At 54.2% G+C, this 16,391-nt stretch carries 14 protein-coding genes; 8 read left to right on the forward strand and 6 right to left on the reverse strand.

The features are described from left to right. Window position 1: 1 nt before the first annotated feature. On the forward strand, window positions 2–1,438 hold the full coding sequence (locus ACRQ84_RS04110; protein WP_483817242.1) for a YchO/YchP family invasin: 1,437 nt from the start codon (window positions 2–4) through the stop codon (window positions 1,436–1,438). A 92-nt stretch (window positions 1,439–1,530) separates the two neighbouring features. Here ACRQ84_RS04110 and ACRQ84_RS04115 read toward each other — a convergent pair whose 3' ends face one another. Next, window positions 1,531–2,604, reverse strand: coding sequence for a porin (locus tag ACRQ84_RS04115; RefSeq protein WP_483817243.1), 1,074 nt, complete (start codon window positions 2,602–2,604; stop codon window positions 1,531–1,533). Window positions 2,605–3,480: 876 nt separating this feature from the next. On the opposite strand from ACRQ84_RS04115, the gene ACRQ84_RS04120 reads away from it, so the two are divergent. The 6 genes from ACRQ84_RS04120 (at window position 3,481) to spy (ending at window position 10,513) form a co-directional block, all read left to right on the forward strand. Beyond that, window positions 3,481–4,701, forward strand: a complete 1,221-nt coding sequence (locus tag ACRQ84_RS04120; RefSeq protein ID WP_483817244.1) for an aspartate aminotransferase family protein — start codon at window positions 3,481–3,483, stop codon at window positions 4,699–4,701. Further along, the gene (gene astA / locus ACRQ84_RS04125; protein WP_483817245.1) at window positions 4,698–5,729 is read left to right on the forward strand and encodes an arginine N-succinyltransferase; all 1,032 of its coding nucleotides are present in this window, start codon (window positions 4,698–4,700) and stop codon (window positions 5,727–5,729) included. The genes ACRQ84_RS04120 and astA overlap by 4 nt, the downstream gene beginning before the upstream one ends. Then, the gene (gene astD, locus ACRQ84_RS04130; protein WP_483817246.1) at window positions 5,726–7,192 is read left to right on the forward strand and encodes a succinylglutamate-semialdehyde dehydrogenase; all 1,467 of its coding nucleotides are present in this window, start codon (window positions 5,726–5,728) and stop codon (window positions 7,190–7,192) included. The genes astA and astD overlap by 4 nt, the downstream gene beginning before the upstream one ends. Then, window positions 7,192–8,520, forward strand: coding sequence for an N-succinylarginine dihydrolase (astB, locus tag ACRQ84_RS04135; RefSeq protein WP_483817247.1), 1,329 nt, complete (start codon window positions 7,192–7,194; stop codon window positions 8,518–8,520). The genes astD and astB overlap by 1 nt, the downstream gene beginning before the upstream one ends. Before the next feature lie 44 nt (window positions 8,521–8,564). Continuing rightward, window positions 8,565–9,560: a succinylglutamate desuccinylase gene (gene astE, locus ACRQ84_RS04140; RefSeq protein WP_483817248.1), complete on the forward strand. Its 996-nt coding sequence runs from the start codon at window positions 8,565–8,567 to the stop codon at window positions 9,558–9,560. 455 nt (window positions 9,561–10,015) lie between these two features. After that, window positions 10,016–10,513 carry an ATP-independent periplasmic protein-refolding chaperone Spy gene (gene spy / locus ACRQ84_RS04145; RefSeq protein ID WP_064741010.1) on the forward strand — a complete coding sequence of 166 codons (498 nt, stop codon included), beginning with the start codon at window positions 10,016–10,018 and terminating at the stop codon, window positions 10,511–10,513. A 75-nt stretch (window positions 10,514–10,588) separates the two neighbouring features. On the opposite strand, the gene cho is transcribed toward spy, so the two are convergent. The 3 genes from cho to ACRQ84_RS04160 all read right to left on the reverse strand — a co-directional run bounded on the left by cho (window position 10,589) and on the right by ACRQ84_RS04160 (window position 13,695). Further along, a complete protein-coding gene (gene cho / locus ACRQ84_RS04150) occupies window positions 10,589–11,449 on the reverse strand; it encodes an excinuclease Cho (RefSeq protein ID WP_483817249.1) in 861 nt (286 codons plus the stop codon). 110 nt (window positions 11,450–11,559) lie between these two features. Next, window positions 11,560–12,387, reverse strand: coding sequence for an ammonia-dependent NAD(+) synthetase (gene nadE / locus ACRQ84_RS04155; RefSeq protein WP_483817250.1), 828 nt, complete (start codon window positions 12,385–12,387; stop codon window positions 11,560–11,562). Between the two features lie 117 nt (window positions 12,388–12,504). Further along, window positions 12,505–13,695: a multidrug effflux MFS transporter gene (locus ACRQ84_RS04160; RefSeq protein WP_483817251.1), complete on the reverse strand. Its 1,191-nt coding sequence runs from the start codon at window positions 13,693–13,695 to the stop codon at window positions 12,505–12,507. Between the two features lie 192 nt (window positions 13,696–13,887). Between ACRQ84_RS04160 and osmE the strand changes: the two genes are divergently transcribed. Beyond that, window positions 13,888–14,223 (forward strand): osmotically-inducible lipoprotein OsmE, encoded by a 336-nt coding sequence (gene osmE / locus ACRQ84_RS04165; RefSeq protein WP_483817252.1) that lies wholly within the window; start codon window positions 13,888–13,890, stop codon window positions 14,221–14,223. A 59-nt stretch (window positions 14,224–14,282) separates the two neighbouring features. Here osmE and ACRQ84_RS04170 read toward each other — a convergent pair whose 3' ends face one another. Together ACRQ84_RS04170 and ACRQ84_RS04175 are read right to left on the reverse strand one after the other, a co-directional pair. Then, complete coding sequence (locus ACRQ84_RS04170; protein ID WP_483817253.1) at window positions 14,283–14,666, reverse strand: DUF6515 family protein; 384 nt, start codon at window positions 14,664–14,666, stop codon at window positions 14,283–14,285. 196 nt (window positions 14,667–14,862) lie between these two features. Then, window positions 14,863–16,254 carry an L-cystine transporter gene (locus ACRQ84_RS04175; RefSeq protein ID WP_483817254.1) on the reverse strand — a complete coding sequence of 464 codons (1,392 nt, stop codon included), beginning with the start codon at window positions 16,252–16,254 and terminating at the stop codon, window positions 14,863–14,865. Window positions 16,255–16,391: the final 137 nt, after the last annotated feature.

Raw genomic sequence — 16,391 nt, forward strand, 5'->3', positions numbered from 1 at the left:
TATGTTATTTACTTTGTTATCACTCAAAAGCGTGCGTTATCTCTCTGGTATTGCAGCACTTGCCGCATCCGCGCCCGCGCTAGCATTGATTTCTGATACTAAACTCGCAGATGCCCCGTTTAGCGATCCCACACGTTTCCAGAAAATGGCCGATCAGCTGCCCGCTTTGGGTTATCAGGATGAAACGGAAGCGTTCAACAAAAAGCTGGCAACGATTGCGAAAAGCATCGGTGAAGCCAGCCAGAACAGCACGGCTGACAATCCATTAGGTCAGCAGGCCGGTCTGTGGGCTTTCAATCATTTCCGCGATGAAGTAGGAAATCGACTGGAAAATGAAGGTCAGTCGCTGCTGTCGCCCTATGGCAATGCGCAGATCGACTTTAACGTGGATATCGAGGGTAACTTTACCGGCAGCGGTGCTTCGCTACTGACACCGTGGGCGGATAACTACCGCTATCTGACCTTCAGTCAGGTCGGTTTTCATCAAACCGATGACGGGCTGGTGGGCAATGTTGGCCTTGGACAACGCTGGGTGGCGGGCAAATGGCTGCTGGGTTATAACGGCTTTGTCGATCGCATGTTCAGCAGCGGCCAGCAACGCGCTTCGCTTGGTACGGAAGCGTGGGGCGATTATCTGCGTTTCTCCGCCAATTATTACACGCCGCTATCAGGCTGGCAGGATCGCAATCCTTTCCAGCAGCAGCGTATGGCGCGCGGCTACGATTTCACCACGCAAGGTTATCTGCCGCAGTATCGTCAACTCGGCGCGTCGGTGAGTTGGCAGCAATATCTTGGCGATAACGTCGATCTGTTTAGCTCCGGTAATCGCTACCACAATCCGGCTGCGTTGACCTTTGGCGTCACGTATACGCCGGTGCCGCTGGTGACCTTATCAGCCAGCCATAAAACCAGTGATAGCGGTGAGAGCCAGGATCAACTTGGCTTGCGCCTTAACTATCGCTTTGGCGTGGCGCTCAGCCAGCAGTTGAGTCCGGATAACGTCGCGGCCGCGCATTCACTGCGTGGCAGTCGCTACGATAACGTTACGCGCAGTAATACGCCGGTGCTGGAATATCGCCAACGTAAAACGCTGTCGGTGTTTCTCGCCACACCGCCGTGGCAGTTGAATGGCGGAGAAAGTTTGCCGCTGAAACTGCAGATCCGCAGTACCAATCCGATCGCTAAAGTGATGTGGGAGGGCGATACGCAGGCGCTGAGCCTGACGCCAGGTGCCAATCCCAGCGATCCGCAGGGCTGGAGTGTGATTCTGCCCGCATGGGATAGTTCGCCAGGCGCACGTAATAGTTATCGCTTGTCAGTAGTGTTAGAAGACAGCAAACAGAATCGTGTCACCTCGAATGAGATCGTGCTGGAGTTGCAACCGCCTTTCTCATTGGAACAAGGCGATAACAATCGATTTGATTTGCTGGCGCCGTAATCGGTGTGTGCAGAATATAAAAAGGGCAGCTTACGCTGCCCTTTGCTCATATCCAGCCGACACAGCCGGATATGCAATGAGGGAACGGCCATTTAGAACTGGTACACCAAACCTACCGCAGAGACATCATCAGATGAGATGTTCAACGCATTGTCGTCTTTCAGCAGGTTGATTTTGTATTCCGCATACACAGACATGTTTTTGTTGAAGTAGTAAGTCCCGCCTACCGCAACGTATTTTGTGAGATCGACATCACCAATACCTTCAATCTCTTTACCTTTCGATTGCACGTAGCCGACGGAAGGACGCAGACCGTTCAGGAACTGATACTGCGCAACCGCTTCAAAGTTCACAGCTTTGTTGGCAAAGCCGCCGCTGATTGGCGTGGCATTCAGCGTTTCGCCATACATAGTGGCCAGGTAAATCTGGTTAGCATCGTATTTCACGCCCGCAGTCCAGTGCTGTGCTTTCTCGCCTTCGCCACGTAAGGCCTGGTTCTGCGCATTGGTGCGATCCAGGCTGGCGTAAGCGCCGACCAGGCTCAGACCGAAATCGAAATCGTATGAGGTGGAGAGGGCGAAGCCATCACCATTCGAACGACGCACAGCAATGCTCGGATCGCTACGATCGTTTTTGCCTTCATACTGTGCCGCAACGTTCCAGCCTTTTACCAGACCGAAGAAATCTTTGTTACGCCAGGTCAGCACGCCACCAGAACGACTGGACAGGAAGCCATCAGAGTAACCTTGATCACCGCCGAAGAAGGGCAGCATATCGGTGTAGCCCAGTACGTCATAAATCAGGCCATAGTTACGGCCATAATCGACAGAGCCAAACTGACCAAATTTCAGACCGGCAAAGCCCAGGCGGGTTTTGTTACCTGACTGCGCATCAGCGCCTTCAGAATTGCTCAGGCTGTACTGATATTGCCATTGACCGTAGCCGGTCAGCTGGTCGTTGATCTTGGTTTCGCCCTTAAAACCCAGACGGGTATAAGACGACTTATCGCCATTTGATGCATCGTCATCAGAAAACAGATGCGAGACGTTAATTTTGCCAGTCAGATCCAGTTTGTTGCCATCTTTGTTATAGATTTCGGCGGCCTGAGCCGAAGAAAGTCCCAGCAGTAAAGGCATTACTGCTGCCAGTAAGGAGCGCTTCATCATTTAATTTTTACCCTGTAATATTTTTTAATTTTGTCCCCATTTTCGGGGTGAAAAGAAAATGACACAAAAGGTTCAAGATCGACAGTGCAATATATGTAACTAAATATTTCTGGTTAACTTTTTGTGTGATTTTTAATCTTAAATTCCATTATGTGGAATTCTTTATTGATTAAACTTATCCATAAAATGAGAGGGGAGATGATTAGTTTAATAGTTAACATTATGATTTGTATGAATTATTTTAAATTTAAAGATGCGTAAATAACATCAGTAGCTTGTTCGTGAAATAGCACAAGCCTATGCATTATTGTTCAATAGAAGATATCTGAATCCCGCTAATCATTAGCAGGGTAATTAACGTATTCATGTGTTTGTGTCTTTTTATTTCTGTTCTGATAATAACCTTGGTCACAATATGTTATTTAGCGTTCATTTAAGAATGGATTGGCTAAATAATATTCAATCCGGCAATTGAAATGTTAAAAGCCATTTAATTAGCTGATGGCCTTATCTGCACCGCGCTAATGCTTTTCTGCACCAATCAAGCACGTGACGCCCCAAAAAGGGGCGTTTATCGCTTCAATTTGGCGAAATATTTCCTGTGCGATCACAAAAGCGATATTTCATTTTGCCGATGCATAAATCCGCTAAATAAATGGCTGCCATTCAACCCCCATCAGACTTGTATTCACTTTTTATGCAATTAAAGTGAATAGTAAGAGTTGTTAAGTTATTGATATTTCGTAGTGGTAAGCCGTTTATGCAATTTTGCAGCTAGCTGGCACGCTAACTGCAATATACAGTAGAGCTGTCACTTAACATTATTAACAATTTTAAAACAAAAGCTTCACCGGGTGTGGAGCAGGAGAATGGGCTATGTCACTGCAGGTTTCACGTCAACATTTCGATCAATGGATGATGCCAGTTTATGCACCCGCTGCTTTTGTTCCGGTTCGTGCTGAAGGGTCAACGCTCTGGGATCAGCAAGGTAAAGATTATATCGATTTCGCCGGTGGCATAGCCGTTAACGCATTGGGTCATGCGCATCCCGCGTTGCAACAGGCGCTGACCGAGCAGGCGGGCAAACTGTGGCATACCGGCAACGGCTATACCAATGAACCGATCCTGCGCCTCGCCAAACAGCTGATTGATGCCACCTTTGCCGATCGTGTGTTCTTCTGTAACTCCGGTGCTGAAGCAAACGAGGCGGCATTAAAGCTGGCTCGTAAAACCGCGCACGATCGTTTTGGTGCGGAGAAAAATGGCATCGTTGCTTTTAATAATGCATTCCACGGTCGCACGCTGTTTACCGTGACGGCGGGTGGACAACCCGCCTATTCACGTGATTTTGCGCCGCTGCCGCCGGCGGTGGAGCACGCTCATTTCAACGATCTGGCCTCTGCGGCGGCGCTGATTAATGACCAAACGTGCGCGGTTATCGTTGAGCCGATTCAGGGTGAAGGCGGCGTGCTGCCAGCCGATCCCGCATTCCTGCGCGGGCTGCGTGAGCTTTGCGATAAACACCATGCAGTGCTGATTTTTGACGAAGTACAGAGCGGCGTGGGTCGTACCGGCTCGCTGTATGCCTACATGCATTACGGCGTAACGCCGGATGTGTTGACCACCGCCAAGGCGTTGGGCGGCGGCTTCCCGATTGGCGCCATGCTGACGCGCGAAGATTTGGCGCAGGTGATGGGTGTCGGCACGCACGGCACCACTTACGGCGGCAACCCGTTGGCGGGCGCCGTGGCCGGCAAAGTGATGGAGTTAATTAACCAACCGGCGTTTATGGCGGGCGTGGCCGAGCGTCATCAATGGTTTGTTAACGCACTGGAAGAACTGAACCGACGTCTGCCGGTGTTCAAAGAAGTGCGCGGGCTAGGGCTGCTGATTGGCGCGGTGCTGAACGATGATTTCGCCGGCAAAGCCAAACAGTTCAACCTTACTGCGGCTGAAGAGGGCGTGATGGTGCTGATTGCTGGCGCTAACGTGGTGCGTTTTGCGCCGGCGCTTAATATTAGCGAGCGCGAAGTCAAAGAAGGGCTAGCGCGCTTCGAACGTGCCTGTGAACGCGTGCTCAAAGGAGCCACATCATGATGGTGATTCGCCCCGTCGAACGTGACGATCTTGCGCAGTTGTTGTCGCTGGCGGGCAAAACCGGAGGCGGCTTAACTTCGCTGCCTGCGGATAGCGATACGCTCAAAGCCCGTATTGAGCGTTCGCTGCTGACCTGGCAAGGTGCGCTGCCGCCCGCTGAACAAGGCTATGTGTTTGTGCTGGCCGACAGTGAAGACAATCGAGCCGTCGGCATTTGCGCCATTGAAGCGGCGGTGGGTTTGCAGGATCCCTGGTACAATTTCCGCGTCGGCACGCAGGTGCACGCCTCGAAAGAACTGAATGTCTATGCCAGCTTACCGACGCTGTCGCTGAGCAACGATCACACCGGCAGCAGCGAACTCTGTACGCTGTTCCTCGATCCCGATTACCGCGATGGCAAAAACGGCCATCTGTTATCGAAATCGCGCTTTCTGTTTATGGCCAACTTTCGCGACCGCTTTATGCAACACGTGGTGGCGGAGATGCGTGGCGTCAGCGACGACAACGGTCATTCGCCATTCTGGGACAGCGTTGGCAGTCGCTTCTTCTCCATGGAGTTCAGCAAAGCCGATTTTCTCAGCGGTACCGGGCAAAAAGCCTTTATCGCGGAGCTGATGCCAAAACATCCGCTCTACATTCATTACCTGTCTGAAGCGGCGCAAAAAGTGATTGGCGAAGTCCATCCGAAGACTGCGCCCGCGCGTGCGGTACTGGAGGCAGAGGGCTTCCGCTATCTCAACTATGTCGACATCTTTGACGGCGGTCCGACGCTGGAGTGCGAAATCGATCGCATTCGCGCCATTCGTAAGAGCCGTCTGCTGACTGCGGAAAGCGGTGACGCCGATGACAATTGGCCGCTGTGTCTGGTGGCTAACGGCGATTATCAGCATTTTCGCGTGGCGCTGCTGCCGGTGGATATGGCATCCGGCACGATACGTCTTAATGAGACCCAGCGCGCGGCGCTGCACTGCAACATTGGCGATGAGCTGCGTGTGGTTACGCTGTGTCGCGAGGAGAAAAAAGCATGACGCATTTTATTAATGGTCAATGGGTGACCGGCGGCGCTGACGCCTTAAATAAACACAATCCGGTCACCGGCGAAACGCTGTGGCAGGGTAAAGCGGCTTCGGGCGCGCAAGTGGCCGAAGCCTGCGAAGCGGCTCGCGCGGCGTTTCCGCTGTGGGCGAGAAAACCTTTTGCGGAACGCCAGGCGCTGGTAGAAGGCTTTGCCCGTTTGCTTGAAAAGCATAAAACCGCGCTGGCGGAAACTATCGCCCAGGAAACTGGCAAGCCGCGCTGGGAAACGCTGACTGAAGTGCAGGCGATGATCAATAAAATCGCCATTTCGATTAAGGCCTATCACAGCCGCACCGGCGAACAGACCGACGGCGAGAGCTCGTTGCGCCATCGTCCACACGGCGTGCTGGCGGTATTTGGTCCGTATAATTTCCCCGGTCATCTGCCAAACGGGCATATCGTGCCGGCTTTGCTGGCCGGTAACTGCGTGGTGTTTAAGCCGAGTGAACTGACGCCGCTGACGGCGGAGAAAACCGTTGAGCTGTGGCAGCAAGCGGGTTTACCTGCAGGCGTGATGGCGCTGGTGCAGGGCGGTCGTGAAACCGGCCAGGCGCTGGCCAATGAGCCGCAAATTGATGGCCTGCTGTTCACCGGCAGTGCCGCCACCGGCTATCACCTGCATCGCCAGTTTGCCGGACAACCTGAAAAAATGCTGGCGCTGGAGATGGGTGGCAACAACGCGCTGATTGTTGAAGATCCCGCGGATCTGGATGGCGCGGTGCACATCGCCGTTCAGTCGGCCTTTATTACCGCTGGACAGCGCTGCACCTGCGCGCGTCGTCTGCTGGTGAAGCGCGGCGCGGCGGGCGATGCCTTCCTGCAGCGATTGGTTGACGTTAGCGCACGCTTACAGCCCGGCGCGTGGAATGCCGAGCCGCAGCCGTTTATGGGCAGCGTGATTTCCCCCGTTGCGGCGGGACATATTTTTGCCGCATGGCAGCAGCAGGTGGATAAGGGCGGAAAGGTGTTGCTCGGTATGCACTGGCCGGATCGCGACAGTGCCATCATCACGCCGGGCATCATTGATGTCACCGAAGTGAATGATTTAGCAGATGAAGAGGTATTTGGTCCGCTGCTGCAAGTGATTCGTTACGACAGCTTCGAGCAGGCGATTGCTATCGCCAACAACACCCGTTATGGGCTGTCATGTGGATTGATTTCGCCGCAGCGCGCGCAGTTTGATCTGCTGTTGTTGGAAGCGCGCGCCGGTATTGTCAACTGGAACAAACCGTTGACCGGTGCAGCCAGTACCGCGCCATTTGGTGGCATTGGTGCTTCAGGTAACCATCGTGCCAGCGCATGGTACGCCGCCGATTACTGCGCGTGGCCAATGGCATCGCTTGAGAGCCCGGCGATGGCGCTGCCGGGCAGCTTATCGCCGGGCCTCGATTTCTCACCGCAGGGAGCGAAATAATGAAAGCGTTTGAAGCTAACTTTGATGGGCTGGTCGGCCTGACGCATCACTACGCTGGATTATCGTTTGGTAATGAAGCCTCAACGCGCAATCAGCTGCAGCCCTCTAACCCGCGTTTGGCGGCAAAGCAGGGCTTACTGAAGATGAAAGCGCTGGCGGATATGGGCTACGTGCAGGGTGTCATTCCGCCGCATGAGCGTCCCAATCTGCCGTTGCTGCGCCAGCTCGGTTTTAGCGGTAGCGATGAGCAGGTTCTGGCACAGGCGGCGAAGAGCGCGCCACAGCTGCTGTCGGCGGCCAGTTCAGCCTCGGCGATGTGGGTGGCCAATGCGGCCACGGTATCTCCGTCGGCAGATAGCGCCGATGGTCGCGTGCATTTCACCGTTGCCAATTTAAATAACAAATTCCATCGCGCCATTGAGGCGCCGGAAACCGCCGACCTGCTGCGCGCGATTTTCCGCAATCCGCAGCACTTCAGCGTGCACGATGCGCTGCCGCAGGTGGCGCAGTTCGGTGATGAGGGCGCGGCCAATCACAACCGCTTCGGCAGTGATTATGGCGATGCGGGCGTGCAGCTGTTTATCTATGGCCGCGATGGCCAGCAGCAGGGCGCGACACCGGCACGTTATCCGGCGCGCCAAACGCGGGAAGCCAGTGAAGCGGTGGCGCGTTTACATCAGCTTAACGCGCAGCGCACGCTGTTTGCCCAGCAAAATCCGGCAGTCATCGATCAGGGTGTGTTTCATAATGATGTGATTGCCGTAAGCAATCAGCAGGTGCTGTTCTGCCATCAGGATGCGTTTGTTAATCAACCGCAATTGCTGAGCGACCTCGCCGCGCGGGTGAGCGGTTTCCAGCCCATTGAAGTGCCGCGCGATAACGTGTCGGTGACGGATGCGGTGAACACCTATCTGTTCAACAGCCAACTGCTGCAACGTGCGGACGGCGGCATGCTGTTGGTGCTGCCGGAAGAGTCGCGCCAGCATGCGGGCGTGTGGCGTTATCTCTGCGAGCTGGTGGAGAGCGGCGGGCCGATTCGTGAACTGAAAGTGTTCGACCTGCGGGAAAGTATGTTTAACGGCGGTGGACCGGCCTGTTTGCGCCTGCGTGTGGTGTTAACCGAAACCGAACGGCAGGCGTTGAATCCGGCGGTGCTGATGAACGATCGTCTGTTTGCCACGCTCAACGATTGGGTCGATCGCCATTATCGCGATCGCTTAACCCAGGCGGATTTAGCCGATCCGCAACTGCTGCGGGAAGGGCGCACCGCGCTGGATGAGCTGACGAAGCTGCTAGACTTAGGCAGTGTCTACGCGTTTCAGCGTTAACGCCGGGCGAGAGGTTCGCCCCAAGACGTTAAAAAGGAGTGAACATGCAGGATTTTTTACAGCAGACGTTGTCTGGTGAGCCGCCACAGCAAAGAGAGGGCAGCAACGACCATCTCAGTTGGCAATGGCATAATGAGGGACTGATGTCCCTCACGCCGCATACGCCAACGCAGCAGGCGCTGGTGCTTTCTGCGGGCATTCACGGTAATGAAACCGCGCCGGTTGAAATGCTCAATCTGTTACTGACGCCGCTGTTGAAGGGCGAGAAGCCGCTGGCAGTGCGCTTGTTGGTGATTTTGGGCAATCCGGCTGCGTTGCGTAGCGGCAAGCGCTACCAGCAACATGATATTAACCGCCTGTTTGGCGGACGCTGGCAGCAAGTGGCCGATGTGCCAGAAGCGCAGCGTGCATTGCAGCTGGAGCAAGAGTTGGAGAGTTTCTGGCGCACCTGTCTCGATCACGAAGTGCGCTGGCACCTCGATCTACATACCGCCATTCGCGGTTCGTATCATGCGCGCTTTGGTGTGATGCCGCTGAATCCTAATCCGTGGCCCGAAGACTTTATGCACTGGCTGGCGGCAGCAGAAATGGAAGCGCTGGTGTTCCATCGTTCACCGGGCGGCACTTTCACCCATTACAGCTGCGAACACCATGATGCGGCGAGCTGCACGCTGGAACTCGGCAAGGCTTTGCCATTTGGTGAGAACGATCTGAGTCAGTTTAGCGGCGTGCACCGGGCGCTGGCGGCGTTACTGTATGGCGATGCGTTGCCAGAAGTGCATGAACAACCGCGTCATTATCGCGTAGCGCAGCAGCTTACCCGCCACGGTGACAAGTTTGTATTACACATGGGATCGGAGACGCTAAACTTTACCGCTTTCCCGCAGGGTACACTGCTGGCGGAAGAGGGTGACAGACGCTACTACGTGCAGCAGGCGCGCGAGTACGTGCTATTTCCCAACCCCAATGTTGCGCCAGGATTGCGCGCCGGGCTGATGCTGGTGGAAGAGAATGAACAGACGCAGGCGCTGGCGTTGTGATGCAGTTGCATACGATGGCGTAATGCCGATCAGTTAAGCTCAGCAGAAAATCATCGCACAGGTCGTCGCGGCGCAATGTACTGCGCCGCGACGACCTGTGCGTTTACATCCCTGACTGATCAGCACTTCGCCCTGTATGGCGGCCCTGCCACGGAGGAGATGCGTTTAGATGCGCCGTTGGCGAGCAACGAGATTAAAGCCCGATATTTCCCTTTCTGAAAATCGACAAGACCATTACACTCCTCCTTAATTCCTGCGTTTTTCCCTTGATTGTCATAAACTTTTTCAATTCCTCACGCATTTCTTCTCTTTCTCTCCATGATTGCCCAATCTCTGTCTTTTATGCTTTCAGGGCTTTACTCAGCCTCTGAGTAGTTGACGTTCAGCGTCGTATGCTTGTTTCCGAAGACGCGACACAGGCTGTCGTCATTAAACTGATAAGTAAGGACAATATTATGCGTAAATTAACTTCTGTGTTCCTGGCTACCGCAATGGCTCTTGGTGCTGCAAATATCGTCCATGCAGCAGCAGACAACCTGACTCCGCCGCCAGCAGGCAGCGAAAAACCGATGCACAAACCGCCAATGCGTCATCATGGCATGGAGATGATGTTTAAAGGTTTGAACCTGACCGATGCGCAGAAAGCGCAGATCAAAACCATCCTGCGTGATGGTCACAAAGAGATGAAACGCCCGTCGCTGGAAGAGCGTCGTGCTGACCATGCCATTATCGCTTCCGATACGTTTGATCGTGCGAAAGCCGAAGCGCAGGCCGAGAAAATGACTGCCAATGCGAAAGATCGTGCGCTGCAGATGATGGAAACCCAGAACAAGATTTATAACGTACTGACTCCTGAGCAGAAGAAACAGTACAACGCCAACTTTGAAAAGCGTTTGACCGAGAAAGGCCCGCATGATGGCAAAACTCCGCCACCGCCAGCTGATGCTGAATAAGTTATGGGTTAATTGAATAGAGACCGCCGACGTTGTCCATAGCGTGAGAAGCTTTGGGCAACATTGGCGGTTTTTTTATAGCTCGATCAGCGGGAACACGCCCGAGAGCAGCGGGCGACAGAGGATTTTATAGCCATCATGATCAAAACCGTGTGAGGCGCGCTGCAGCTGGCGGGCTTCGGCTTCGTTACTCACCGATCCCAGCCAAAACCAATGGTCGATAACATGGATTTGGGTGATGTCTGTTCCACTTTCAACCATGCCAACCGGGCCTTGCCACGGCCAGCACATGATGCGCATCTGCTCTAATGCCGCATGCAAACGCTGCTGATGCTCAGCAACCGACTCTTTGCCACAACACGCACCGGCGCAGCGCTTTAGGGCGGCACGAAAACAGCCGCGTCCTGGACGTAGTGATTCCAATCCTAACAAGCCATGACACAAGCGTTGCTCATCGGCGATGGCTTTAAGTTTCTCCAGCGCGGCGAAACGACTGCGAAACAGGCCGTAAAGATTGGGCGAGCGCGAGAAATCAAGATCCTTCGCATACACCACCTGCGGTGGACCCTCACCCAACTGCAGCGAACAGAGCTGACGATTCTTGCGCAGGCGCTTATTGAACAACGGCTGCTGGGTTTTGATCATCTGCGCTTCGAGCAACTGCGCGCCGACATCGCCTGCCGTGGGGATCCAGGTGACACGTCTTGCCTGACGCAGCATTTTGGCTTCATCCGGCGTACGGAAATGCGCCATCACCCGACTGCGCAGGTTGACGCTTTTGCCGATATACAGCGGCAGATTTTCGCTTTCACCGTGAAAGGTATATACGCCGGGCTGATTGGGTAAACCTTCCAGCCACTGACGTAAATGTTCGGGATATTGATAGATTGCTGCCGCATCGAAATCGAGGCGGTGGCTGGCTGCACGTCTGACCAAAGCACACTCCAATTACTGGTTGTTCATCCAGTGTATCAAACTGTGCTTTTTCTCGCCAGTCAGCGGCGATGAGAAAGTTTCCCGCACCGACGGCGGGAAACGTAACGCGCTTATTTCTTCCAGAAGTCGTCGAACACGGTGATCGGCGGGCGACGTTTGTGCTCGGTTTTCAGATACCAGCCTTCGATGGTTTTCGCCGCAGCGGCATCGATGGTTTTGCCTTCCAGATAAGCATCGATTTGCTGATAGGTTACGCCGAGCGCCACCTCATCCTGTAAACCTGGACGATCGTCTTCCAAATCAGCCGTTGGATGTTTGAGATAAAGGTGTTCCGGGCAGCCCAGCGTTTTCAGCAGTTGTTTGCCCTGGCCTTTATGCAGGCGGAAGATGGGGTTGATGTCGCTGCCGCCGTCACCGTACTTGGTGAAGAAACCGGTGATCGCCTCCGCCGCGTGGTCAGTACCGACCACCACGCCTTTGGTCATACCGGCGATGCTGTACTGCGCTTTCATGCGCTCGCGCGCTTTTTCATTGCCACGTACGAAATCTGACACTGTGATACCCGCGTCTTTCAACGCACGTTCGCTGGCCAGAATCGCTTCTTTGATGTTCACCACCAGCGTGCGATCGGGTTGAATGAACGCCAGCGCATCCTGACAATCCTGCTCATCGGCCTGCACGCCATACGGCAAACGCACGGCGATGAATGTGTAATCATTATCGCCGGTCTCTTCACGCAGTTCGCGGATAGCGGTTTGCGACAAGATGCCGGTCAGCGTCGAATCCTGGCCGCCGCTGATGCCAAGCACCAGCGTTTTCAAAAAGGGATGGGCTTTCAGGTAAGACTTTAGAAAATCCACGCTGACGCGGATCTCCTGCTGCGGGTCGATAACGGGCTTTACACCAAGGGCTTCAATGATTTCTTGTTGCAGTGACATGAACCTCTCCTCAAGTCAGTAGCCTGACGGCACAATACGAATCATCTGCTAAAGCTAACGTCTCTCCCCACAAACAACAAGCCACACGGCTTATTGTTCAGGTTATTTGCTGGCAAATCAGGCGTTTTTTGACTTCTGCACCAGCACATTAAACGACACCATCGCCAGCATAAAGCAGCCAAAGACGGTGCCGGTCATGCTCACCACCGAGGTGCCGCCCAGGCCGGTGATCGGCACGCTGATGGCGCCAAAGGTGAACATGCAAACGCCTATTACGGCCGATGCGCTACCCGCACGTTGACCCTGGCTTTGCATCGCCAACGATGAGGCGGTGGTGGCGATCACGCCATTACTGGCAATGGTGAAGAACAGGGCGACCAACATAATCGGCAGCGCAGCACCGGTGAGTCCCGCCAGCAGCAAGCCGCTCGACGCGACAAACGCCAGCGTCAGGCCGCCTTTCAATACGCGATATTCACCCCACAGCGGACACAGGCGCGCACTGGTTTGTGAAGCAATAATCAAGCCGAGCCCGTTGGCGGCGAAACAGAAGCTGAAGGCTTGCGGAGTCAGTCCGTACAACTGTTGCAGCACAAACGGTGAGGCACCGATGTAAGCAAACATGCCGGACATCATAAAACCTTGGGTCAGACAAAAGCCCATAAACTGACGATGGGTGACGACCTGGCCCAGCGCCGCCCAGGCGGAAAAGATCGATCCCTGACTGCGGCGCTCAGGTGGTAAGGTTTCATGCAATTTCCAGCGTGCGAGGACCATCAGCACGATGGCGATGCAGCCAAGCACCACGAAAATGCCGCGCCAGTTAAGCACCGTCATTAAGGCACCGCCCAGCACCGGCGCCCCGATCGGCGCTAAGCCATTGACCAACATCAGCAGTGCAAAGAAACGCGTCAGTTCATGGCCGCTGTACATATCACGTGCAATGGCTCGCGATAGCACCGCGCCGCCCGCGCCAGCCAATCCTTCGAACAAACGCGCGACCAGCAGCGAGTGAATATCTTTTGCCAGCGCACAGCCAATTGAGGCAATAAACAGCAGTACCAGCGATAACAGCAGCGGACGGAGGCGACCAAATTTGTCGCTCATGGGCCCAAACAGCAATTGACCAGCCCCCAAACCGAGCAGACCCGCCGTCAGGCTCAGCTGCGCCGTGGCGGTTTCAGTGTGCAGATCGCGCGCTAATTCAGGCAGCGCAGGCAGGTAAAGATCGATACAAAGTGGCCCGAGCGCAGCGAGCAGGCCCAGCGTGATGGCATAAATTAGCCGATGAGAAGGTGCAGGTGTCATTCATCCTCTGTCTTTATTCATTACTATAGGTATTTTTTCGCGGGTGATTATACGAACCGTAGCGCATCAACACAGCATTTTTACCAAATCCTAACGCTTCGGAATTTGGCTAAATTTATCCCATAAAGTTGATAAATCTGGATTTATGTTCCAGGCTTACTCCACATGGACAAAAAAACGAGGAACAACAACATGAATAAAGTGATGGGATGTATCGCTGCCGCTATGACGCTGGCAGCCCTGTCTGGTTGTACGACTTATGACAAAGCTGAAAGCTACGTAACCAAACCGGTTGTGAAGGATGTAAAAAAAGGCATGACGCGTGATCAGGTTCGCCAGATTGCCGGTCCAGCCTCTACCGAAATCACCATGGTTCACGCACGTGGTACGTGCCAGACTTATGTGATTGGCGAGCGTGATGGCAAACCGCAGACCTACTTCGTGAGCTATAGCGACACCGGTCGCGTAATGAATTATGGTTTCCAGAGTTGTAAAGACTACGATACCGATCCGCAAGCGGCTCAGTAAACGCAGCAGAATAAATAATAAACGGCCCGTCATTGACGGGCCGTTTTTCGTTGTGGCACTTATAAGCCGTAAGGGCGTGGCACTTCAATATAATCCCCGCCGATTTCGCGCTGGTAGTAATGACCCTCCTGCACGTAATAACGCTTACCGTTAAAATCCAGCACGCGCATACCACCGCCCGGTGGGGCTTCAGGCGGTTGCACCACCACGTAGGTGTCGCCCTGGCGTTGATAATAATTGCCGTTCAGCATGTAATAGGTCAGGCCGCCTAGCAATACTGCCGTTGCCGCTTCCGGTAAGAAACGCAGCGGGCCGGGGCCGCCCCAATGCGGACCTCCACCCCAATGCGGAGCTGGACCGGGGCCCCAACCGCCGGGATGGGCGAAACTGATAGCTGGTGTTAACAAGGTTAACGCCAGCACCGAGGCGATAACTGTTTTCATCGGTGATTCTCCTGCTGTGACTTACAGCAGAATTGGCTTTTCACTGGTAAAACTCAAGCAAAAAGCGGCCGATTTTTCGTCTGTTTACCATGCTTAACGCTATCCTGACGCAGCCGCCATAATTGAGGGGGATTAGGGAGAAGGGGGGATAAAAAAACGGCAGGCCACTGGCCTGCCGTTGTCGTGATGAGGAAAGTTAGCGATGTGCTAATTCGGCGTGTTCGTCGCTCTCCAGCACTTTCTTGTCGGTCAAACCGAGCCAGCGGCTGGTGAGTGAACCGGCGGTCATGGAACCATTGACGTTGAGCGCGGTACGGCCCATATCGATCAGCGGTTCGATGGAGATCAGCAGCGCGACTAACGTCACTGGCAGGCCCATCGCTGGCAGTACAATCAACGCGGCGAAGGTTGCACCGCCGCCAACACCGGCCACACCGGCAGAACTCAGCGTTACGATACCCACCAGCGTGGCAATCCACATTGGGTCGAACGGGTTAATGCCAACGGTTGGTGCAACCATCACTGCCAGCATAGTGGGATAGAGACCGGCACAACCGTTCTGACCAATAGTGGCACCGAATGAGGCTGAGAAGCTGGCGATAGATTCTGGCACGCCAAGGCGACGTGTCTGCGTTTCCACGTTCAATGGAATACTGGCTGCGCTGGAGCGGCTGGTAAAGGCAAAGGTGATCACCGGCCAGACTTTACGGAAGAAGCGCATTGGGTTGATGCCGTTGACCGACAGCAGCAACGCGTGCACGGCAAACATGATCGCCAGACCAAGATAAGAGGCCACCACGAAACCACCCAGTTTAATGATGTCCTGTAGGTTGGAGCCGGCCACCACTTTGGTCATCAGCGCCAGCACACCGTACGGCGTCAGCTTCATAATCAAACGCACCAGCTTCATCACCCAGGATTGCAGGGTATCGATCGCCACCAGCACGCGTTCGCCTTTCACCTTGTCATCTTTCAGCAGTTGCAGCGCTGCTACACCGAGGAACGCGGCGAAAATCACTACGCTGATGATCGAGGTTGGATTGGCGCCCGCCAGATCGGCAAACGGGTTTTTCGGGATGAAGGAGAGCAGCAGCTGCGGCGTGCTGAGGTCAGCTACTTTGCCAACATAGTTGCTCTGAATCGCGCTCAGACGCGCGGTTTCCTGTACACCTTGCACCAGACCTTCGGCGCTCAGACCAAACAGGCCAGTCACTAACACGCCGACCAGAGCGGAGATCGCGGTAGTAAACAGCAGCACGCCAATGGTCAGCACACTGATTTTTCCCAGCGATGAGGCGTTATGCAGACGGGCCACCGCGCTCAAAATCGAGGCGAAGACCAGCGGCATCACAATCATCTGCAACAGTTGAACGTAACCGTTACCGACGATGTTGAACCAGCCAATCGACGCTTTAACCGTCGGGCTGTTTTCGCCATAAATGGTTTGCAGTGCCAGACCGAATGCTACACCAAATACTAAACCGGTCAGCACGCGCTTTGACAAGCTCCAGCTTTGGTTGCCAATGCGGTTCAACAAAATCAGCAGCGCGATAAACGCCACGATATTAATGATTAGGGGAAAATCCATGCTCAACTCCAGAGTGTGACATGCCATCCCGTTGGAATGGCACGAAAAACAGTAAGTCCCCGTTAGGGAATATTGAGAATGTTATCAGTTCAGAACGGGGCAGACTTATACCCAAAAGGAATGGTTTATAACTTTAT

Origin of the sequence: Pantoea sp. E2023-21, assembly GCF_051302795.1 — a bacterium.
GTDB lineage: Bacteria > Pseudomonadota > Gammaproteobacteria > Enterobacterales > Enterobacteriaceae > Pantoea > Pantoea ludwigii_A.